Raw genomic sequence first — 20356 nt, 5'->3', positions numbered from 1 at the left:
TCATCCTGTCTCGTCACCCGGGCATGGGCGCGGTTGGTGGGGAGGGGGCATGGACGGCAGGAGCTGGTGGAGCCCGATCGACATCTATTGCGAGCGCCTCGACCCGGGCTTCTGGGCCGAGCCCGTGAATGCGCTCTCGAACGTCTTCTTCCTGATCGCCGCCGGGCTCGCCTACGCGCGCTGGCGGCGGACGGGCGGGCGCGACCTGCCCGCCCTCGGCCTCATCGCGCTCACCATCCTCGTCGGCATCGGCAGCTTTCTCTTCCACACCTTTGCCAACCGCTGGTCGCTCTTCGCCGATGTCGGGCCGATCACGTTCTTCATCCTCGCCTATTTCTTTCTCGCCATGCGGCGTTTCCTCGGCCTGCGTGCCGGCAGCGCGCTTGCGCTCACCGCGGCCTTCCAGCTCGGTTCCATGGCCTTCGTCGAGCTGTGGGGGCGCCTGACGAACGGGCCGCTCCTCGGCGGCGATCCCGTCAACGGCTCGGCGGACTATTTTCCCGCCGTGCTCGCCCTCCTCACCGTCGGCGGCCTCGTGCGGACGCGCGCAGGCGTGTTGGCGGGAGAGGCGGGGCACAGGCTCCTCGCAGCCGGTGGGGTGCTCGTGCTGTCGCTCGTCTTCCGCTCGATCGACCGGGCGGTCTGCCCGGCGTTTACCTTGGGAACGCATTTCCTGTGGCACGGGCTCAATGCCGTGGTCTTGTTCCTGCTGCTCGGCGCCGTGATTCCGGCCCGCGCGAGGGAGGGGCGCTCGGGCCCCTGAACGGGAAAGGCCATGCCCACGGCGTCGATCGAGGTTCACGGCTACGCCATTGTTTCCGCCGACGATCGCATCGCCGACATGGGCGGCAGCACGCCGAGCGCGCTGATGAACGAGGCGGACTGGTTCAACTTCCAGAGCGAGCTCGACCGCGCCGACATTATCGTCATGAGCCGCATCGCGCACGAGCACTATCCCAACCTGCGGCGGCGGCGGCGCATCATCGTCTCGACCGCGTCGCAGGGGCTCGAGCGGCGAAACGACGGCTGGTGGTGGAACCCGCGGCGCACCCCCTGGCGCAGCGTGAGCGCCATCGTGCTGCCGGGGGGCGGGCGCGTGGCGGTGCCCGGCGGCACCGGCGTCTACGATCTCTTCCTGACGGTCGGATATGCCGCCTTCCACCTCTCTCGCGCGCGCCGCGTCACGCTGGGCGGGGGGCGCCACCTCTTTTCGGCCTGCAGCCGCGGCCAGACCGTGGAAGCGGTGCTGGCCGCGCACGGCTTGCGCGCGGCGGAGGAGAGCATTCTCGACTCCGTCGCCGACGTGCGGCTCGCCGTCTGGCGCCGGCCGGCGCCAGACAGGGCGGCGACCAGGCCCTGATGCCGGCGGAGCGCGCGGCGGCTCAGGAGGCCGCCGCGAGGCGGTCGGCGAGGTCGGCCCGCGCGTCGACGCGCGCCAGGCGGGCGAGGAGATAGTCGACCTCGGCCCGCGCCGCGGCCGAGAGGCCGGCGCCCGGCTTTCGCTGCGCGTCGGAGGCGATGATGCCGCGGCGCATCAGCACATATTTGCGCACGGAGAGGCCGACACCCTGCTGCTGCTCATAGCGGATGAGCGGCAGGTGGGCGTCGAAGAGGTCGTGCGCCGCGTCGCGCTCGCCGGCGGCCGAGAGGCGCACGACGTCGACGAGCATGTCAGGGAAGCAATAACCCGTCATGGCGCCGTCGGCGCCGCGCTCCATCTCGAAATCGAGGAACAGGCCGCCGTTGCCGCAGAGGATTGAGATGTGCCGCATCGAGCCGTCGCGCTCGAAGGCGCGCAGGGCCGAGATCTTGTCGAGGCCCGGCCAATCCTCGTGCTTCAGCATCACACAGGACGGGTTCTCCATGACGATGCGGTGGATCACGCCGGGCGTCATGACGACGCTGAAGGTGAGCGGATAGTCCTGCACCACGAAGGGCACGTCCGTGCCGATCGCCTCGGCCGCCTGGCGGTAATAGGCAACGATCTGGTCGTCCGTCCTGAGCGTCGAGGGCGGCGCTATCATGACGCCGGCAGCTCCCATCTCCATGACGTCGCGGGCGAGCGCGCGCATGGCGGCGAAGCCCGGCGCCGACACGCCGACGATGACCGGCACGCCTGCGCGCGCGATGATGCGCGCTGCCACCGAAAGCGCCTCCTGCTGGTCGAGCTTCGGCGCTTCCCCCATCTGCCCGAGCGCGGTGATGCCGGTGACGCCCGCCGCGCGGTAGAAGTCCGTCATGCGGTCGATGGACGCTTCGTCGATCCGGCCGTCCTCGTGGAAGGGGGTGGGGGCGATGACATAGACGCCGCGGGCGTTGCTGAGGGCCGCTGGCTGCAGGATCGACGACATCCGACGAGACCTTCCCTGATGGTTCGGGCACCTTTGTCCCTCGCGCCGCCTCTGCGGACAAGGACCTGGCGCGGGCTGCTCGCGCGGCGGCGATGCGCCGGGCGCATGCTAGACGGGGGAGACGCTCTCGTTGCCGAGGTCCGGCTCGCCGCAGTGGCGCAGGATCGCCGCGCGCGCAGCGTCACGCAGCTTGACAGCCGCCTGCCAGGCGGCGCCGGCGGGCTGGAGCGGCGCCTCGACCACGACGCGCAGCCGGCCGCGCCGAGGGAACCACGAGCCGCCCCGCAGGATGGAGCGGGTGCCGCGGATCGCCACCGGCACCACCGGCAGTCCGGCCCGGGCCGCGACGACGAAGGCTCCCATGTGGAACGGCCTGAGGCCCGAGCGTCGATCGAACGTGCCTTCCGGGAAGAAGGCGAGGGTGCTGCCACGGCTCGCGAGGTCGACGAGGCGTTCGGCCTCGCCGGCGCTCTCGCGCGGGTCGAGCCGCTCGACGAAGACGGTGCCGAGGCGGTCGAGCAGCACCCTCACCGGCCAGTGGCCGGCGAGCTCGCGCTTGGCCACGCAACGGAGGCTGCGCGGGATGGCAGCGGTCAGCACCAGGGCGTCGATGTAGCTCGCGTGGTTCACCGTCAGCACGCAGGGTCCGGGCGGCAGCCGCTCCAGCCCCTCGACCTCGAGGGGCGTCGCCGTGCAGCGGCTCAGGAGGCGCGCTGCAGCGCGGCACACGGCCCAGCACTGCTCGCGCCCCGGGAGCAGCGCCACGAGGCTCCAGGCGAGCGTGATCAGCGCGCTGAAGGCCGCCCAGGCGTAGCCGGCGTAGAGCGCCTCGCCGCCACGCTGCACGAGGCGGCGCAGGCGCGGGGCGAGGCTGCCGAGGCCGAGACGTACGATCTGCCACCATACGGCCCCTCCGCCGCGGCCGAGCGTGCCGCGCTCGTAGAGCTCGCGCACGGCTGCGCGGCGCACCTTGCCGCTCGACGTCTTGAGGACGCTGTGCGGCGGCACGAAAACGACGGCGTCTGGCGGTTGGCCGAGGAGGCTGCGGGCCGCCTCGCGGATGCGCCGTTCCATGGTGGCCTGCGCCTCGCGCCCTCTCTCGCGCGTCTCGGCGACGACGACGAGCCGCTCCGTGCCGTCGCGCGGGTCGCGGCTGCCGAAGACGGCGACGCAGCCCCGGCGCACGCCCTCGATCTCGCCGACGGCCTGCTCGAACTCCTGCGGATGGATGTTGCGCCCGGCCCTGATGATGACGTCCTTCACGCGGCCGGTGAGATACACCTGCCCGTCGGCCACGTAGGCGAGGTCGCCCGAGTCGAGCCACGGCCCGTGGAAGAGCCGGCGCGTCGCCTCCGGATTGCGCAGGTAGCCGCTCGTTGCCGACGGCCCGCGGAATTCGAGCCGCCCCTCCCGCCGCTCCGGCAGTTCGTGGCCCGCTTCGTCGACGATGCGGATCTCGTGCCCCTGCAGCGGCCAGCCGCAGGCGACGATCTCGATGGCGTCGACCCCGTCCGCAGCCACGGGCTCCGGCACGCCCGAACGCATGAAGGCCTCGCGGGCGATGCGGTCGGTGCGCACGCCCTCTCCCGGGCTCGGCAGGGCAAGCCCGAGCGAGCATTCGGCGAGGCCGTAGACGGCGGACAGCGCCTGCGGTCGCAGGCCGCAGCGGGCGAAGCGCTCGCCGAAGCGCCGCATCGTGCGCGCGCTGACGGGCTCCGCGCCGTTGGCGGCGAGGCGCCAGGAGCTCAGATCGAGCCCGGCGAGCTCCTGGTCCGTGATGTGGCGCAGGCACAGCTCGAAGGCGAAGTTCGGCGCAGCCGAGAGTGTGCCGCGATAGCGGTCGATGGCCTTGAGCCACCTGACCGGGCGGGAGAGGAAGGCGAGCGGCGACATGAGGACGAGAGGTACGCCATAGTAGAGCGTGCCGAGCACCGCGCCGATGAGGCCCATGTCGTGGTAGAGCGGCAGCCAGCTCACGAAGACGTCGTCTGCCCGGACCTCGATGCGCTCTCCGAGGGCGCGCAGATTGGCGAGAAGATTGGCGTGGCTGAGCACCACGCCCTTGGGATCGCCGGTGCTGCCCGAGGTGTACTGCAGGAGGGCGACGTTCTCGGCCTTCAGGGGCGGCCAGGCCGCAACGCCCGCGGGGTGACGCGTCAAGGCGTCCGGCGTCACCACCTCGTGCAGCGTCTCCACGTGCGCACGCAGGAGATGCGCGAAGCGCACCGCTTCGGGCACCGTGACCAGCAACCGGGCCTCGGCGTTGCGCAGAATGCCGACGTGGCGTCTCAGATGATCCTCGAGCTGCGCCGGCCGGAAGGGGGGATAGATCGGCACCGGCACGCAGCCCGCCCTGAGGATGCCGAAGAAGGCCTCGAGATAGGCGCGGCCGGTCGGGAGCATCAGGGCGACCGACTGGCCGGGCTCGAGCCCCCGCGCGAGCAGGCCGGCCGCGACCTCGTGCATGGCCCGGTGCAGATCGCCGTAGGTGAGGGGGGTGGCGTCCTCCGGCTCCTCGCAGAGATAGGCGTAGACCCGCGGTGCATGGCGGCCCGCGTGCCACTCCAGCACCTCGACGAGTGTCGTCGCGCCGGTCGGCAGGTTGTCGCCGGCGACCACCGCTGGCGGCTCCGCCTCGCGAGCGAGGGAGGCGGGTGCACCCATCGGCCTGCCGGCGAGCGCGAGGCGCAGCAGTTCACCCGGTGTCGCCACCGTCAACGCCGCGTCGCCGAGCTTCACACCGCAGGCGCGCTCGATCCGCGCCACGAGCTCGACCCGCCCGAGGCTGTCGAAGCCGAGGTCGCGGTCGAGATCGCTGTCGAGGGTTGCAGGCGGGCAGCGCGCTCCCGACTCCTGCACCAATTCGTCGACGATGCGTAGGATGAGGTCGCTGAGATGCGCCGTTTCGGGCGACACGGGAGTGGGGGGCGCGCTCGGCATGCCGCGTGCCTCGCTGCAACGATCACCGCTGTAAAACAATCATACCGCCCACTTGCCGTTGCGTCATGTACCGCCGGCAGGCCCGTTACGTGGGCCGTCGTACCGCGTGCTGTCGCCCTTGCTTTCCGCGCGCGCTGAGGTGAGGAAGGAGCGGAGGGCCGCTCGCCCCCGAGGAAAATGCACGAGCAAGGAGCCTAACCGGTGTTCAAGAGCCTCTCTCCGCTTCCGCCCGATCCCCTCCTTGCGCTGATCGACCTGCATCGCGCCGATCCGCGTCCGCGCAAGGTGGATCTCGGCGTCGGCGTCTATCGCGACGAGCGCGGCGAGACCCCGGTGATGCAGGCCGTCAAGAAGGCGGAACAGCGCCTGTGGCAGGAGCAGCGGACGAAGAGCTACCTCGGGCCGGGCGGGGACCTCGCCTTCTTCGCGCGGCTCCGCGATCTCGTGCTCGGTGCCGACCATCCGGCCGTCGTGGCGGGCAGGGTCGCCGGTGTTCAGACCCCGGGCGGGACCGGGGCGCTCAGGCTCGCGGCCGATCTTGTGCGCCGTTCGGCTTCCGACGCGCGCATCTTCGTCGGCACGCCGAGCTGGCCCAACCACGTGCCCATTATGGCGACGGCAGGCATCGACTGCCGGACCCATCCCTATTTCGACGTGGCGATGCAGAGCGTGCTCGTGGACGTGATGGTCGCGGCACTCGGCGAGGGGCGGGCGAACGATGCGGTCCTTCTGCACGGCTGCTGCCACAACCCGGCGGGCGCGGATCTCGACGCGCAAGGCTGGGCCCGCGTCGAGAAGGCGCTTTCCGCACGCGGCCTCGTGCCGGTGATCGACCTCGCCTATCACGGGCTCGGCGACGGGCTGGAGCAGGACCTCGCGCCCGCCCGCGGGATCGCGGCGCGGCTGCCGCGGGCGATCCTGTGCGTGTCCTGCTCGAAGAACTTCGCCCTCTATCGCGACCGCGTCGGCGCGATCCTGGTGGTGACGGAGAGTGCCGAGGAGGCGCGCGTCGTGCAGAGCGTGCTCGAGAGCGCAGCGCGGGTGCTCTGGTCCATGCCGCCGGACCATGGCGCGGCGGCGGCGCGGCTCGTGCTCGAGGACGAGGAACTGCGCGCGGAGTGGCGGGCGGAGCTCGACACGATGCGGGCGCGCATCGCCGGCCTGCGCCAGGCACTCGCCGCCGCAGGACGGGCCGCGGGCCTGAAGCTCGATGCCATCGCCCGGCAGAAGGGCATGTTCTCGACCCTGCCGCTGACCCCGGCTGCCGTCGAGGGGCTACGCCGGGACCACGCGATCTACGCCGCCCCCTCCGGGCGCATCAACGTCGCCGGCCTCACGCTGGAGGACGTCGCGCCGGTCGTCGAGGCGCTCGGACGCTGCGCCGGAGAGACGCTGCGAGGCTGATCGTCCACGCGCGGCATCATTCGCGGGGTGGAAGCGCCTTCGAGCCTCACCTTCAGGCGCTGGCATCGGGTGCGTCGTGCGATGTTGCGCCCCGGCGCGGCGCGCGTGACCGCCATTCCCACACCGCGACGACGACGAGGACGATCGTCGCTGTCGCGCCGGCGGCTGCTGCGGACATGAAGAACGACAGCGGCACCAGCCCGGCGAGGAGGGCAAGGCCGACGAGGTGGGAGAGGGGAAACCATCCCGCCGTCACGCGCTTGAAGAGCAGGTTGCCGACGAGGAAGAGCGCCGGGCCGCCGAGCACGGCGAGGATGGTCTTCGTGTCGGTTGGCTGATCGGGATGGGCGAGGGTGAACTCGTCCCCCACTGCGGCGACGATGATGCCCGCGACGATCGGCAGGTGGATGTAGGTATAGGCGAGGCGCGCCAGCCGCCCGGGGTCGGGCGAGCCGGCGATGAGCCGGCTCGCCCGCTCGGCGCCGATGGCGAAATAGATCCACCACATGGCGATGCTGCCGACGACGGCGGTGAGGAAGGCGGCGACCGTCGCCGGCGCCCAGGCGAGATTGCCGAAGGTCGCGCCCGTGACGAGGAGGGATTCGCCGAGCGCGATGATGATGAACAGGCCGCAGCGCTCGGCGATGTGACCGCCCTCCACGTCCCAGTCCGCCGTCGTCGAGCGGCTGAGCCCTGGCGTCCAGAAGCCGAGGGAGGGAGAGACGTATTCGAGGGCGAGCGCGACGGCCCACAGCCCGAAACGGGCGCTGCCCTCGGCGAAGGCGCCCGCCGTCCAGAACAGGCCGGCCAGCACGAGCCAGGCGGTGATGCGCTGGAAGTTGCGGTAGTTGCCCGGGCTGTGCGGCTTCAGCGCCCGCAGCATGAACAGGCTGCGCCCGACCTGCATGAACACGTAGGCCGCGGCGAAGGCCGCGCCCCGCGTCTCGAAGGCCTTGGGGATCGCCGTGGAAAGCACGAGGCCAGCCAGCATCAGCACGAACAGCATGAGGCGGACGGGAATCGTCTCCGGGTCGAGCCAGTTGGTGACCGAGGACGTGTAGATCCACACCCACCAGACGGCGAGCATGAGCAGCGCCGTCTGCGCGGCGCCCGCGAGCGTGAAATGCGCGAGCAGGGAGTGGGAGAGCTGCGTGACGGCGAAGACGAAGACGAGGTCGAAGAACAGCTCGACGAAGGTGACCCGCCCGTGCCCGCCCCCCTCCCTGGTCCGCAGAAGACTGCCTCGCCGATGATCGCGCGCCATGCCGCCGTCCCCGCTATTGCCGATCCTGCGCACGGAGGATCCCGCGCCGTCAGCGAGGCGGGACCGGTCCTGGCCCAGCAGCACCTAGACGAAGCGGCACACCTCGTCGACATCGGGTCGCGGCAGCCGGTCGAACAGGCCGGCGGGGTCGCCGTAGCCGAGGGCGCAGATGAAGTTCGACTTGATGCGTCCGCCGGGGAAGAACTCCCGGTCGACGGCCTCGTTGTCGAACCCCGACATCGGCCCGCAGTCGAGCCCGATGGCGCGCGCCGCCAGGATGAGATAGGCGCCTTGCAGGCTGCTGTTGCGGAAAGCGGTCGTCTCGGCGAGGTCGGGCTTGTCCACGAACCAGGCGCGGGCGTCGACATGGGGAAAGAGCCGCGGCAGCCAGTCATAGAACTGTGTATCGTAGCCCATGACCGCCGTCACGGGCGCGGTCATGACCTTCTCGCGGTTGCCTTCGAGGACGAGCGGCTTCAGGCGTTCCTTCGCGGCCGTGGTCGTCACGAAGACGATGCGGATGGGGAAGCAGTTGGCGCTTGTCGGTCCCCAGCGCATGAGATCGTAGAGGGCAACGAGCTGCTGCCGCGAGACCGGCTTGTCGAGCCATCGGTTCTGCGTGCGCGCCGTGCGGAACATGGTGTCGAGTGCGGCATCATCGAGCGGCGTTCCCATGGGCGCCTCCTCAGCCTGGCAGTCTCGTCAGCAAGAAACGGGCGGCCTTCTGCATTCGGCTCACCCGTGCCCGCGATACACCCCGAAATAGGGCACCTCGCTCGGCGGCGGGGCATATTCGGCGGCCTTCGCCTTGGCGAGCGCGGTGATGCCGTCGTCGAAGGTCATGAGCACCGTCGTCTCGATGGCCCTGACTGCGCCGCCCGCCGAGATCGCCATGGAGAGGGCAGCGGCGCTGACGTTGTCCGGCAGCTCGCAGACAAGGAGGACGTCGTAGGGTCCGAAGGTGAGCCATCCGTGCACGACGCTGCCGCCGAGCCTCTCGACGACGGGCCTCACGGCCTCGAGACGGTTCTGCGGATCTTTGATGAGCGCCGCCCACCCGACGGGTGCATAGGCGCATTGCAAGGCATAGAGAGCCATGGGGCCTCCTCCCGCATGCTTCGCCCCAGCCCGCCCCCGCTGCCGTCGCCACCGGCTTCGCCGCCTTGCCGGCCGTCATCCCGCGTTCGCAGCAGCGACCGGTGGCACTCGAAAATACCATAGGCCGCGAGGAGGCGCCCGGGGCGAGAACGCAGGCTCCCGCCCAGTTGATGGGCATCGTCGGGAGGTGGCCCGCGGCGCGCCGGTCAGTGCGCCATGAGCACCGGCGCCGTCATCGACGCAAGGATGTCGCGCGTTGCCCCGCCGAGCATCATTTCCCTGAGGCGCGAATGCCCGTAGCCGCCCATGACGAGGAGGTCGGTGCCGCTATCGGCCATGTGCGACAGGAGCGTGCTCGCGACATCGCCGGCGCTCGTGAGGCGGTTGCGCCTGGCCGCGACACCGTGGCGGGCGAGATGCTGCGCGACGTCGAGGCCGGACTCGTCCTCCGGCTCCTTGCCGCCGTCGACGACGGTCACGATCTCCACCTCCGCCGCGCCTGTGATCAGGGGGAGAGCATCATTGACCGCTCGCGCTGCCGGCGCGCTGCCGTCCCAGGCGACGAGCACCCTGTCGAAGGCTGCCGGTGTCCGGTGCACGTAGGGAACGACGAGCATCGGCCGCCCGGATTCGAACAGGATCGCCTCGATGATCTCCCCTTGGAGGCCCTTCACATCGGGGTTCGCCTGCTCGATCAGCGTGAGGTCGAAATGGCGCGCGAGCCGGCTGCAGAGATGTTCGGGCCCCATGCCGAGAGACACGGGGATTGCGTGGGCGGTTGCCTCCACGCCCATGGCTTTCGCCTGGCTGACAAAATCATCGAGCCTCCGGCGGACGGTCCGTTCGGTGTCCTGCTGGAGGGATTCCCAGGTGGCGGATGGCATTTCCGCGATCATGTAGGGCGCGAGCGCCAGATCGACCACGGGAGAGGCGACAACAAGATGCGCGCGATGCAATGCGGCCAGCGAAAGCGCGTAGGGGCCGACCGCAACGTTGTCCGCATTGAAAAGTACAAGGAGGTTCTTGAGCATGGCATTTCTCCCGGACAAGGCGACGGAGCGCAATCGATGATCCGTGATTTCCGGTAGAATCGCGAACACTGCCCGTGCGGCATTGATCTTTCGCAAGGGAGGCGGCCCGTGCCCGCGACGAGTGCCGGCATCATGCTGTATCGCCGCCGGAGCGACGGCCTCTTCCTGCTGCTCGTCCATCCGGGCGGGCCGTTCTGGCGCAACAAGGACGCCGGGGCCTGGTCGATCCCGAAGGGCGAATGCGGCGCGGGCGAGGCACCGGAAGCCGCCGCCCGGCGGGAGTTCGCGGAGGAAGTGGGACAAGTGCCGGCCGGACGCCTGACGCCGCTCGGCGGGGTCGTGCAGTCCGGCGGCAAGCGCGTTGTCGCCTTCGCCCTGGAGGGGGACCTCGACGTAAGCGCCGTGCGCAGCAACACTTTCACGCTGGAATGGCCTCCGGGAAGCGGGCGGATGTGCGCCTTCCCCGAGATCGATCGCGCCGCATGGTTTCCCCTGGCGGAGGCGCGGGAGAAGATAATCGTCGCCCAGCGCCCGCTGATCGACCGCCTGGAGACGCTGAGCCGCGGCTGACCCGCTTCGGGGACACGACATCGGCGATGTGCATTGCGCCGATCGTCCAGACGTACATACGTAGTATCTGGAGCGAGATGTTTGCCCCGTCGTCGCGGCGCGGGGCGCGTGGGCACCCGGGGGCAGCCATGCTCGGCGGTGAAAGCGCACTCTTCACGGATCTCTATCAGCTCAACATGATGTCGGCCTATCGCGAGCATGGCCTCGGCGAGACGGCGGTCTTCGAGCTCTTCGTACGCACGCTGCCGCCGGGACGGGACTTCCTCGTCGCCGCCGGCCTCGAACAGGCGCTGACCTTCCTCGAAACCCTGCGCTTCTCGCCCGAGGACCTGCGCTTCCTGCGCGAGCGCGGCGACTTCGGTGCGGACTTTCTCGACTATCTCGCGCAGTTCCGCTTCACTGGCCATGTGGACGCCATGCCGGAGGGCACGGTCTTCTATGCGAGCGAGCCCGTGCTGCGCGTAACGGCGCCGTTGCCGGAGGCCCAGTTCGTCGAGACGCGGCTCATCAATCTCATCCACTTCCAGACGGTCATCGCGTCGAAGGCGGCGCGCATGGTGCTCGCTGCGCCGGGCAAGGCGCTGGTCGATTTCGGCCTGAGACGCGCGCACGGCGCGGAGGCGGGCGTGCTCGCTGCGCGGGCGAGCTACATTGCGGGCTTTGCCGGCACGGCGACGGTGGCGGCCGGCGCCGCCTTCGGCATCCCCCTCTACGGCACGATGGCCCATTCCTTCGTTCAGGCGCATGCGGGCGAGGTGGCGGCCTTCGAGAACTTCGCGCGGTCGCGCCCGAGGAACCTCGTGCTGCTCATCGACACCTATGACACCGAGGAGGCAGCACGGCGCGTCGTTGCGCTCGCGCCTCGCCTTGCCGAGGAGGGCATTCCGATCAGCGGCGTACGCATCGACAGCGGCGATCTCGGCAGCCATGCCCGCCGGGTCCGGGCGATCCTGGACGAAGGCGGGTTGCGCACGACGCGCATCGTGGCGAGCGGTGGGCTCGACGAGGAGGAACTGCTGCGATTGTCGCGGCAGGGCGCTCCCATCGACGCCTACGGCATCGGCACGAGCCTGACGACGGCCGTCGATGCGCCCGCCCTCGACTGCGCCTACAAACTGCAGGAATACGCCGGCACGCCGCGGCGCAAGCGCTCAGAGGGAAAGGCGACCTGGCCGGGACGCAAGCAGGTTTGGCGGCGGCGTGACGCGGTGGGCCGATCCTGCGGCGACGTCGTCGCCCTGGAATGGGAGAGCCACCCTGGCGAAGCGCTGTTGCATCCTGTCATGCGCGATGGGCGCCGCTTGTCGGACCCTGCCGATCTCGCCGAGCTGCGTGCGCGCGCGGCGGCCGAGCTCGCACGTCTGCCGGAGCCGCTGCGGCGGCTCGAACCCTTCACCTATCCGGTCGAGATCACGATGCCCCTGCGCGAACTCGCCGCGCGTCTCGATCGCGAAACCGTCGGACCGGGGCGGTCGAACCGTCCGGCCTCGTAGAGCGCTCACTCAGGGCACTTCGAGATCCTCGAGCGCATAGCCGAGCTGGGACAGTGCTTCCTCGAGATAGTCGGCGAGCAACGGCGTGCCGGCGAGATAGTCCGGCTCGCGGCGGTCGCGTCTCTCGCGTGCCTGCTCCAGGGCCGCCGGCCATTCCTCGGCGGCATAGTCGCCGCGCCCGAGCCAGGTCAATGCGAGAAGCTCGACGAGCTCGTCCTCATTGAGCGCACGGATGGCGCCCAGAAGCTCCCGACGGGAAGGGTTGTCGGGCGTTGCCTCCAGGATATCGAGGCTCCCGTCGTCGGTGGGATTGGAACCCGTATCCTCGTCGACGGGGGAAACCTCGACGCCGTATTCACGCGCCTTGGCGATGATGAACGCGAGCGTGTCCAACGGAATGGTCAGCATGGGCGTCACTCCCGCATGCCCCTCGTCTTCAATTTGATCGCCATTTCCTTCCCGGCGATTTGATCCATCGCAAGAGAAGGCACCGCAGGCTCGCGGCGCGGCCGTCGGCGGCTTCGCGGCCCCGTTGGAGGCTTTGCGCTCGGTCATACAGCCGGCCGTCTTCGCGAGATATGGTGAGAAAACTCGGCCTTCCGAGGCACGCCGAGGCGACATGTCATGGCCCAGCTCGAACATGGTCACAGCGCCGAAGAGATCCGCACGCGGCTCACCGCCGGACCGGAGGCGAGCTATATCCGCGATTGGGTCTATGGCGGGATCGACGGCGCGGTGACGACCTTTGCGGTCGTCGCGGGCGTTGCCGGCGCCAATCTGTCGACGAGCGTGGTGTTGATTCTCGGGCTCGCCAACCTGCTCGCCGACGGTTTCTCGATGGCGGCGGGTAACTTCAGCGGTACCAAGGTGGAACAGGAGGAGTACGAGCGCCTTCTCGCCGTGGAGCGGCGCCACGTGGCGCTCGTCCCGGAGGGCGAGCGCGAGGAAATCCGCCAGATCTTCGCGGCGAAGGGTTTTGCCGGCGCAGACCTCGAACGCATCGTGGCGACGATTACGGCGAACGAGCCGGGATGGATCCACACCATGCTCGTTGAGGAATACGGGCTCGCCGACAGCCGCCGCTCGCCGTGGAAGGCGGCGGCGAGCACCTTTGCCGCCTTCTTCCTTTGCGGGCTCGTGCCCCTCGTTCCCTATCTCGTTGGCGGCGGCCTCGTGGCCTCGACCCTTGCCACCGGTCTCACCTTCTTCGGCATCGGCTCGGCGAAGAGCCGATGGTCCGTCATTCCCTGGTGGCGCTCCGGCCTCGAGACCTTCCTCATCGGCCTCGGCGCAGCCGCGCTTGCCTTCCTCGTGGGCTTCGGCCTGCGGGAGATCCTGGGCCCTACCGCCGCTGGATGAGGCAAGCCCGCGGGCGAGGGAGGCGGTGGCACTCAGGCGGAGCGCGGGCCGTCGCCGTCCGCGAACGCGATCGCCATGGCCCTGACGAGCGGCTTCATGAAGAAGCGATCCCCGCTCGGTCTGATGTCGACCTGAAGGCCGAGGGCCTGCAGTTCCTCCTCGACGACGGGGCCGACGGCTGCGACGCTCGTGCATGCAAAGGCCTGACGCAAGTCCGCCTCGCGGCCGGCGGCGCGGGCGACCTCGACGAAGCGCCTCACCTGCCCCGAACTCGTGAAGGCGATGGCGTCGATCTCTCCGGCGGCCATGGCTCCTATCACGGCGAAGACACGCGCATCGGCGGCCTCGGGATCATAGGCGTAGGGCAGGATCGGATCGGCTGTCGCGCCCGCCGTCGCGATGGCGTCGAGCAGTTCGCGGTGTTCCTTGTCGGGGTAGAGCTGCACGCCGACCCGCCGCCCGGCGAGGTTGTGGCGCGCCAGGGTATCGATGACGCCCTGCGAGGTCGGTTCGTCGGCGATCACCTCCGCATTGAGGCCGATCTCGCGCAGGGCACGCACCGGCTTGGGGCCGCGGGCGAACTTCCGCACGCGGCCGAGCGCCGCGACGAAAGCCTCCTCCATGCCGGCGCGCCGCACGAAGCCGAGGAGCCGGCGCAGGCCTTCACCGGTGAGCAGAATGAGATCGTCGCAGCTGCCTCCGCAGAAGCGTGCCAGCCAGGCCTCGACGGGGGCCGGATCGCTGACGTCGCGGATCGCGATCATCGGGCAGCGCTCGACGATGGCGCCCTGTTCCTCGAGCATGCTGGCGAAAAGCGCCAGTTCCCGCGTTTCGGGCACGACGATGCGCCGTCCCTCCAGTGCTCCGGCCATACGCGTCATCTCCGCCCGTCGTCAGCCTCGATCATGAATCGGTCATGCTCAGCGTGTCGCCAGGGAAATTATCAGCAGAACGCCGAGGAGCGCCGCAACCACCTGCCAGAAGAGGAGTGGATTGCGCTCGTGGAGCGACGTCCTCTGCGGCGGTGATGGTCGCGCGCGCGCTGCGCCGTTCTCGATCTCGAAGGCGAATTCGATGACGTCGCAGTAGCGGTCGGAGGGCTTGACGGCGATCGCCCGCGACAGCACCGCGTCGATCCAGGCCGGCAGGTCGGGCCGGTGCCGCGTGAGCGGCACGGGCTTGCCGAAACGCGGGCGGCTGAAGGGCTCGATCTCGCCGTAAGGGTAGGCGCCGCTGAAGGCGCGGTAGATGGTGACGCCCAGGGCAAAGAGGTCGGAGGCCTCGTCCCCCGGATTGCCGTTGATGACCTCTGGCGCCATGTAGCTCGGCGTTCCCGGGATATCCTGCTCGGGGAAATCCTCGAGCCGGGGCACGCGCGCCACGCCGAGGTCGACGAGGCGCAGGCCTCCCGATTTGAGGAGGATGACGTTGTCGGGCTTGATGTCGCGATGGATGATGCCGGAGCGGTGCAGGGTCGCGACCGCGCGCGCAAGCCGTGTGGCGATCTCGGCGCCCTCGGCGAGCGAGAGGGGTGGTGCCCGTTTCAGCCGTTGCTCGAGCGTCTCGCCGTCGTAGAAGGGCATGACCGAGTAGAGCCGCGTCCGCCGGCCCGGCGCGACCTCGATGATCTCACCGATCCAGGGGCTTCTGACCCGTGCCGACACCCAGGCCTCGCTGACGAAGGCGAGGCGATAGGACGCCTCCTGCGCCACGCGCGGATGCGGGAACTTCAGCGCCACCTGCTCGCCGTTGGCGAGATCGGTCGCGCGGAAGAGGCGGCTGTAGCGCCCGTCCGACAGCATGTCGTCAAGGCGGAAGCCGTCCACCGTCTCGCCGATCTCGGGCAGCTTGCCGATGGGCAGCGACGAGACGAGACGGGATATCTCGGCCTCGTCTGCGGGCGGGAGATCGACGACGTCGATGACGAGGGCCGTGGCGTTGTCGCTTCCGTCGGCCGCGACTGCTGCAGCCACGATGTTGCGCGCTGTCTCGGCGGGCGAGCCTCCCTTGCCGAGGAGGGCGCCGAGCGCCCCGTCGGCGAGGGCTCCATGCACGCCGTCGGTGCAGAGAAGGAAACGGTCGTGCAGGCGCAGGCCGTGCACGGCGTGATCGATGCGCAGGTCATCCTCGAAACCCACGGCGCGGTTCAGCGCATGCGCGAAGTCGCCGCGACCGACCGTGTGGTCCTTCGTAAGACGTTCGAGCCGGCCTTCGCTCAGGCGGTAGAGGCGGCTGTCACCCACGTGCAGGATGTGGCAGGAGCGACGCGCAAGCACGACGGCCGTGAAGGTCGTGCCCATGCCTTCGAGCGCGGGATCGACCCGTGACTGCGCGGCGATCCAGCCGTTGATCGCCTCGAGTGCCCGGGCCGCAGCCCGCTGCACGCCGAGTGTCTCGGGCTGGGCGTAGTAGCCTTCGATGAAGGTGCGCACGGCAAGCTCGGAGGCCGTGCGGCCGCCCTTGTGGCCGCCCACCCCGTCCGCCACGGCGGCGACGATGCCGTGGCGCATGTTGACGGCGGGCGGCCCCATACAGGCGCCGATATAGTCCTCGTTCTCAGCCCGCCTGCCGGCGTCGCTTGCGAAGCCGAGGTCGACGCGCAGTCTATGGTCGTCCCGCATCAGCAAGGGCCGAGGCCTCGCTCCCGGACCACATTCACGGCTCTGGACCGGCCCGATCCAGAGCCGCGAATGTGACCAATCTTAACAAGTTGGAGCGGGATAGGAGGGAAAACCGGTTTCCGCCCTTCCTCATCCCGCTCTGGCTCAGATCCTGGCCCCCGATACCGCGCCCCAGGTCGTCCGCCACCGCGCCTTGACGAGCGCGAGGCCGGCGAAGCCGAGAAGGGCGAGCACGCCGAAGAATATGAAGCCCGAGGCGAAGCTTCCTGTCATGCCCTTGGCGACGCCGAGCGTCTTGGCGAGGAAGAAGCCGCCGACGCCGCCTGCGCAGCCGACGAGCCCGGTCATGATGCCGATCTCCCGGCGGAAGCGCTGCGGCAGGAGCTGGAATACCGCGCCGTTGCCCATGCCGAGCGCGAGCACGCCGACCGAGAAGAGGAGGACGGCCGTCCAGGCGACCGCCGGCAGACCCGTAAGCCCGAAGCCGTCGGCGGGGCCGGCCGGGCCCGCAGGCAAGGTGGCGATGGCGAAGTAGCAGGCGGCGACGACGGCAAAGAGAACCGACAAGGTACGGATGCCGCCCACCCGGTCGGCGATATAGCCGCCGACGGGCCGGAAGCCGGAGCCGCAGGCGACGATGAAGGCGACGAGCAGGCCGGCCGCCACGCCCGACAGGTGATAGTGCACGGTGAAATAGAGGGGCAGGGCGTTGGCGAGCCCGACGAAGCCGCCGAAGGTGATGAAGTAGAAGAACATGAACCAGCGGCTGTCGGCATCGCCGAGGAGGGCCTTGTAGGCGCCCCACGACACCGGCTTGCGCGCGTCGGGCGCGTCCTTCGCGGCGAAGATGTAGAAGGCGAGGATGGCGATCATCGGCACGAGCAGGACGCCGAACACGCTCTGCCAGCCGTAGGTCTCGGCGAGCCAGGGGGCGAACAGCGTGTCGAGCACGACGCCCATGTTTCCCGCGCCGGCGATGCCCATCACCACGCCCTGATAATGCGGCGGGTACCAGCGGCTCGCCTGGGGCAGGGCGACGGCGAAGGAGGCGCCCGCGATCCCGAGCGTGAGCCCGAAGATCGCGATGGCTGCCGGGCTGCCGAGGCCGAAGAAGAGAACCCATGCGGTCGCCAGGATGACGAGGACCTGCGCGATGACGCCGGTGCGCTTGGAGCCGATGTGGTCGGCGATCGTGCCGAGCGGCACGCGCAGCAGCGCGCCCGCCAGCACCGGGATGGCGACGAGGGTGAACTTGTCCTCGACAGGCAGGTTCATGCCCGCGGTGATGTAGATGATCAGCGGGCCGAGCGCGACCCAGGCCATGAAGCTGATGTCGAAATACAGGAAGGCCGCGAGCAGCGTCGGCCAGTGACCTGCCTTCTTGAAGTCCTTGAGGTTCATCCTGTCATGCCTTGTTTTTATTGAGAAAATTATCGTTGATCGACCGCGTCGATCGCGGCGCGTCCCGAGCGTTTCGGGGGCTCTGTGCGGCTGGCTCTTCTCACGTGGAGGCGGCGGCGGCCTCCTTCGCGGCCTGCCGCGCCAGGATGGTCGAGATCTCGGGTCGGCAGGAGCCGCAGCCGGTGCCGGCCCCCGTCGCCCGGCCGACCTCGTCCACGCTCCCGAGCCCCTCGCGCCGGATCGCCTCTTCGATCGTGGCGGCGCCGACGTCGAAGCAGACGCAGATCTTGCGGCCCTGGTCGCGGCATCCGCCGCCGGGCCGCCCCGCCAGGAAGCCGAGAACATCCACCGGCTCTTCGGCCGCGAAGCTGCTGCACAGCCAGTCGCGCGAGGCCGTGACGGGCTCGCGCGCGGCGATCAGCAGCCCGACCACGCGCCCGTCGCGCATGGCGAGGGCGCGGAACCCGCCAGCCGTCGCGTCGCAGTAGCTGGCGAATGCGAGGCCCTCGCCCTTCCTGTCGTCGAGGAGGACGCGGGCGAGCGCTTCCCAGTCGGCCGGCCGGTCGAGCCCGGCGAGCTCCATGCGCCAGCCGCGCCCGGTCCGCGCCAGGGCCCAGTAGTCGGCGGGCATGTCGTCCGGGCGCTGCGTCGCAAGGGCGAAGCCGTACCAGGTGGCCGGCCACGGCGCGACGCGTGCAACGGAGGCCTTCAGCTCCGGCTGGCCCGAGAGCGGATCGGTCACCGGTGCCACGAGCGCGTCCACGCGCGCGTTGCCTGCGAACTGGTCTGTCCAGTGGATGGGGACGAAGACGCTGCCGCGCCGCTGCCGCTCGGTGACGAGGGCACGTGCGACGATCAAGCCGCGCGGGCTCGTCACCGAGACGAGCGCGGCGGGCGCGATGCCGAGGGCACCCGCGTCCTCGGGCGCGAGCTCGACGTATGGCTCGGCGATGTGCTGCGACAGGCGCGGGGCCACGCCCGTGCGCGTCATGGTGTGCCACTGGTCACGCACGCGGCCCGTGTTGAGGACGAAGGGGAAGGCCTCGCTCACCGTCGCCGCGGGGGCTCGGAAGGGCGTCGGCACCAGCCGGGCGCGCCCGTCGGACGTGTAGAAGCGCCCGTTGGCGAAGAAGCGTTTGGCTTCGGCCGTGGCCGCCTCGCCTGCACGCCAGGGCCACTGGAAGGGCGCAAGCGCGTCGTAGCCGGCGCGATCGATGCCGGCGAGCGCCGAGATGTCGAAGTCGCGCGTGCCGCCGTTCTCCCGGCCCGAGAGCGCAGCATGTTCGGCAAAGATCTCGGCAGCGCTCTCGTGCGAGAAGGCGGCGCCGAAGCCGAGCCGGCGCGCCACGGCGGCGAGCGCCCACCAGTCGGGCCGCGCCTCGCCCGGCGGCGCGCGGAAGGCGCGCTGGCGCGAAATGCGGCGCTCGGAATTGGTCACCGTACCGTCCTTCTCGCTCCAGGCTTGTGCCGGCAGGAGGACATGGGCGAGGGCGGTCGTGTCCGTCGTCCGCATCACGTCCGAGACGACGACGAAGGGGCAGGCGGCGAGCGCCGTGCGCACGGCGTCGGCGTCCGGCAGGCTGTCCACGGGGTTGGTGCCCATGATCCAGACGGCCTTGACGCGGCCTTGCGCCACCGCCTCGAAGAGCTCGACCGCCTTGAGCCCGGGGCGCTCAGCCATGCGTGGCGCCTGCCAGAATGCCTGCACGAGTGCGCGGTGCGCCGGGTCCGCGATCTCCATGTGGCAGGCGAGCTGGTTGGCAAGCCCTCCCACCTCGCGCCCGCCCATGGCGTTGGGCTGGCCCGTCACCGAGAAGGGGCCGGAGCCCTCCCGGCCGATGCGGCCGGTGAGGAGATGGCAGTTGAGGATGGCGTTGACCTTGTCCGTGCCGGCGGAGGACTGGTTGACGCCCTGCGAATAGACCGTGACGACCCGCTCGATGGCGGCGAAGAGCGCGTAGAAGTGCGCGACCGCTGCCTCGTCGAGCCCCGTCGTCGTGGCGACGGCGGCAACGGTCCATGGCTCGGCCGCCGCGAGCGCCGCATCGAGGCCGCTCGTATGTCGGCCGACGAAGTCGGCATCGCGCCGGCCGTTGGCCTCCAGGTGGCGCAGGAGGCCCGCGAACAGGGCGACGTCCGACCCGGGGGCGAGCCCGAGGTGCAGGTCGCTGATCTCGCTTGTCGCCGTGCGGCGCGGGTCGACTGTCACGACGGTGAGCCCCGGCCTGTCCGCCTTGGCCGCCGACAGGCGCTGGAAGAGGATCGGATGGCACCAGGCGAGATTGGAGCCGACGAGGACGACGAGATCGGCCTTCTCGAGGTCCTCGTAGGCATTGGGAACGGTGTCCGTGCCGAAGGCGCGCTTGTGGCCGGCGACGGAGGAGGCCATGCACAGGCGCGAGTTGGTGTCGATGTTCGCCGTGCCGATGAAGCCCTTCATCAGCTTGTTGGCGATGTAGTAGTCCTCGGTCAGGATCTGGCCCGAAAGGTAGAGGGCGACTGAATCCGGTCCGTGCTCCGCGATGGTCGCGGCAAAGCGTGCGGCAACAAGATCGAGTGCCTCGTCCCAGCTCGCGCGACGTCCGCCGATCTCGGGATGGAGCAGGCGGCCCTCGATCCCCAGCGTTTCGCCGAGCGCCGCGCCCTTGACGCACAGCCGCCCGAAATTGGCCGGGTGGTCGGGATCGCCCTCGATGGAGACGGAGCCGTCCGGCGCGACGCGCGCCTTCACCCCGCAACCCGTGCCACAGTAGGGACAGGTGGTTCGCACCGTGCGAGCCGTTTCGCCCATCGCACCCTCTCGTCGCTGCTCCGCCTCGCGCTC

17 protein-coding genes are annotated in these 20356 nt (G+C 70.1%); 6 read left to right on the top strand and 11 right to left on the bottom strand.

Annotated features, from left to right (window positions below):
- The first annotated feature begins 49 nt into the window (after positions 1 to 49).
- Positions 50 to 763, top strand: a complete 714-nt coding sequence (locus QNA08_RS01985; RefSeq protein WP_283738998.1) for a hypothetical protein — start codon at positions 50 to 52, stop codon at positions 761 to 763.
- A gap of 12 nt (positions 764 to 775) precedes the next feature.
- Positions 776 to 1360: a dihydrofolate reductase family protein gene (locus QNA08_RS01980; RefSeq protein WP_283738997.1), complete on the top strand. Its 585-nt coding sequence runs from the start codon at positions 776 to 778 to the stop codon at positions 1358 to 1360.
- Between the two features lie 22 nt (positions 1361 to 1382).
- On the opposite strand, the gene QNA08_RS01975 is transcribed toward QNA08_RS01980, so the two are convergent.
- Both QNA08_RS01975 and QNA08_RS01970 read right to left on the bottom strand, forming a co-directional pair.
- Positions 1383 to 2351, bottom strand: a complete 969-nt coding sequence (locus tag QNA08_RS01975; protein WP_283738996.1) for a dihydrodipicolinate synthase family protein — start codon at positions 2349 to 2351, stop codon at positions 1383 to 1385.
- Between the two features lie 108 nt (positions 2352 to 2459).
- Complete coding sequence (locus QNA08_RS01970) at positions 2460 to 5291, bottom strand: AMP-binding protein (protein ID WP_283738995.1); 2832 nt, start codon at positions 5289 to 5291, stop codon at positions 2460 to 2462.
- 201 nt (positions 5292 to 5492) lie between these two features.
- Between QNA08_RS01970 and QNA08_RS01965 the strand changes: the two genes are divergently transcribed.
- Positions 5493 to 6695 carry an amino acid aminotransferase gene (locus tag QNA08_RS01965; RefSeq protein WP_283738994.1) on the top strand — a complete coding sequence of 401 codons (1203 nt, stop codon included), beginning with the start codon at positions 5493 to 5495 and terminating at the stop codon, positions 6693 to 6695.
- 52 nt (positions 6696 to 6747) lie between these two features.
- On the opposite strand, the gene QNA08_RS01960 is transcribed toward QNA08_RS01965, so the two are convergent.
- The 4 genes from QNA08_RS01960 to QNA08_RS01945 form a co-directional block, all read right to left on the bottom strand.
- Positions 6748 to 7959 carry a low temperature requirement protein A gene (locus tag QNA08_RS01960; protein WP_283738993.1) on the bottom strand — a complete coding sequence of 404 codons (1212 nt, stop codon included), beginning with the start codon at positions 7957 to 7959 and terminating at the stop codon, positions 6748 to 6750.
- Positions 7960 to 8043: 84 nt separating this feature from the next.
- Positions 8044 to 8634: a malonic semialdehyde reductase gene (locus QNA08_RS01955; protein ID WP_283738992.1), complete on the bottom strand. Its 591-nt coding sequence runs from the start codon at positions 8632 to 8634 to the stop codon at positions 8044 to 8046.
- A gap of 60 nt (positions 8635 to 8694) precedes the next feature.
- Entirely contained in the window at positions 8695 to 9057 is a 363-nt protein-coding gene (locus QNA08_RS01950) for a GYD domain-containing protein (protein WP_283738991.1), read from the bottom strand.
- A gap of 206 nt (positions 9058 to 9263) precedes the next feature.
- Positions 9264 to 10088 carry a universal stress protein gene (locus tag QNA08_RS01945; RefSeq protein ID WP_283738990.1) on the bottom strand — a complete coding sequence of 275 codons (825 nt, stop codon included), beginning with the start codon at positions 10086 to 10088 and terminating at the stop codon, positions 9264 to 9266.
- A gap of 108 nt (positions 10089 to 10196) precedes the next feature.
- Between QNA08_RS01945 and QNA08_RS01940 the strand changes: the two genes are divergently transcribed.
- Together QNA08_RS01940 and QNA08_RS01935 are read left to right on the top strand one after the other, a co-directional pair.
- Positions 10197 to 10658 (top strand): NUDIX hydrolase, encoded by a 462-nt coding sequence (locus QNA08_RS01940; RefSeq protein ID WP_283738989.1) that lies wholly within the window; start codon positions 10197 to 10199, stop codon positions 10656 to 10658.
- Positions 10659 to 10786: 128 nt separating this feature from the next.
- Positions 10787 to 12151 carry a nicotinate phosphoribosyltransferase gene (locus QNA08_RS01935; protein WP_283738988.1) on the top strand — a complete coding sequence of 455 codons (1365 nt, stop codon included), beginning with the start codon at positions 10787 to 10789 and terminating at the stop codon, positions 12149 to 12151.
- Between the two features lie 9 nt (positions 12152 to 12160).
- Here QNA08_RS01935 and QNA08_RS01930 read toward each other — a convergent pair whose 3' ends face one another.
- Entirely contained in the window at positions 12161 to 12559 is a 399-nt protein-coding gene (locus QNA08_RS01930; RefSeq protein WP_283738987.1) for a DUF3775 domain-containing protein, read from the bottom strand.
- A 216-nt stretch (positions 12560 to 12775) separates the two neighbouring features.
- Between QNA08_RS01930 and QNA08_RS01925 the strand changes: the two genes are divergently transcribed.
- On the top strand, positions 12776 to 13510 hold the full coding sequence (locus QNA08_RS01925) for a VIT1/CCC1 transporter family protein (RefSeq protein ID WP_283738986.1): 735 nt from the start codon (positions 12776 to 12778) through the stop codon (positions 13508 to 13510).
- Positions 13511 to 13542: 32 nt separating this feature from the next.
- Here the strand turns inward: QNA08_RS01925 and QNA08_RS01920 are convergent, their stop codons facing one another.
- The 4 genes from QNA08_RS01920 to QNA08_RS01905 all read right to left on the bottom strand — a co-directional run bounded on the left by QNA08_RS01920 (position 13543) and on the right by QNA08_RS01905 (position 20323).
- A complete protein-coding gene (locus QNA08_RS01920; protein ID WP_283738985.1) occupies positions 13543 to 14382 on the bottom strand; it encodes a uroporphyrinogen-III synthase in 840 nt (279 codons plus the stop codon).
- A gap of 48 nt (positions 14383 to 14430) precedes the next feature.
- Positions 14431 to 16131, bottom strand: coding sequence for a bifunctional protein-serine/threonine kinase/phosphatase (locus QNA08_RS01915; RefSeq protein ID WP_283739300.1), 1701 nt, complete (start codon positions 16129 to 16131; stop codon positions 14431 to 14433).
- A 144-nt stretch (positions 16132 to 16275) separates the two neighbouring features.
- Positions 16276 to 17532, bottom strand: a complete 1257-nt coding sequence (locus QNA08_RS01910) for a nitrate/nitrite transporter (protein ID WP_283738984.1) — start codon at positions 17530 to 17532, stop codon at positions 16276 to 16278.
- Between the two features lie 100 nt (positions 17533 to 17632).
- The gene (locus tag QNA08_RS01905) at positions 17633 to 20323 is read right to left on the bottom strand and encodes a nitrate reductase (protein ID WP_283738983.1); all 2691 of its coding nucleotides are present in this window, start codon (positions 20321 to 20323) and stop codon (positions 17633 to 17635) included.
- Between the last annotated feature and the right edge of the window lie 33 nt (positions 20324 to 20356).

This window comes from Chelatococcus albus (assembly GCF_030067675.1).
Taxonomy (GTDB): domain Bacteria; phylum Pseudomonadota; class Alphaproteobacteria; order Rhizobiales; family Beijerinckiaceae; genus Chelatococcus_A; species Chelatococcus_A albus.
The sequence above is the reverse complement of the archived record's forward strand: the minus strand, read 5'-3'. Positions and strand labels throughout refer to the sequence as shown.

Bases quoted from the DNA above. Each gene is read 5' to 3' on its own strand.
- QNA08_RS01985 (WP_283738998.1), top strand. From the start codon at position 50: ATGGACGGCAGGAGCTGGTGGAGCCCGATCGACATCTATTGCGAGCGC.
- QNA08_RS01980 (WP_283738997.1), top strand. From the start codon at position 776: ATGCCCACGGCGTCGATCGAGGTTCACGGCTACGCCATTGTTTCCGCC.
- QNA08_RS01975 (WP_283738996.1), bottom strand. From the start codon at position 2,351: ATGTCGTCGATCCTGCAGCCAGCGGCCCTCAGCAACGCCCGCGGCGTC.
- QNA08_RS01970 (WP_283738995.1), bottom strand. From the start codon at position 5,291: ATGCCGAGCGCGCCCCCCACTCCCGTGTCGCCCGAAACGGCGCATCTC.
- QNA08_RS01960 (WP_283738993.1), bottom strand. From the start codon at position 7,959: ATGGCGCGCGATCATCGGCGAGGCAGTCTTCTGCGGACCAGGGAGGGG.
- QNA08_RS01955 (WP_283738992.1), bottom strand. From the start codon at position 8,634: ATGGGAACGCCGCTCGATGATGCCGCACTCGACACCATGTTCCGCACG.
- QNA08_RS01950 (WP_283738991.1), bottom strand. From the start codon at position 9,057: ATGGCTCTCTATGCCTTGCAATGCGCCTATGCACCCGTCGGGTGGGCG.
- QNA08_RS01945 (WP_283738990.1), bottom strand. From the start codon at position 10,088: ATGCTCAAGAACCTCCTTGTACTTTTCAATGCGGACAACGTTGCGGTC.
- QNA08_RS01935 (WP_283738988.1), top strand. From the start codon at position 10,787: ATGCTCGGCGGTGAAAGCGCACTCTTCACGGATCTCTATCAGCTCAAC.
- QNA08_RS01930 (WP_283738987.1), bottom strand. From the start codon at position 12,559: ATGCTGACCATTCCGTTGGACACGCTCGCGTTCATCATCGCCAAGGCG.
- QNA08_RS01925 (WP_283738986.1), top strand. From the start codon at position 12,776: ATGGCCCAGCTCGAACATGGTCACAGCGCCGAAGAGATCCGCACGCGG.
- QNA08_RS01920 (WP_283738985.1), bottom strand. From the start codon at position 14,382: ATGGCCGGAGCACTGGAGGGACGGCGCATCGTCGTGCCCGAAACGCGG.
- QNA08_RS01915 (WP_283739300.1), bottom strand. From the start codon at position 16,131: ATGCGGGACGACCATAGACTGCGCGTCGACCTCGGCTTCGCAAGCGAC.
- QNA08_RS01910 (WP_283738984.1), bottom strand. From the start codon at position 17,532: ATGAACCTCAAGGACTTCAAGAAGGCAGGTCACTGGCCGACGCTGCTC.
- QNA08_RS01905 (WP_283738983.1), bottom strand. From the start codon at position 20,323: ATGGGCGAAACGGCTCGCACGGTGCGAACCACCTGTCCCTACTGTGGC.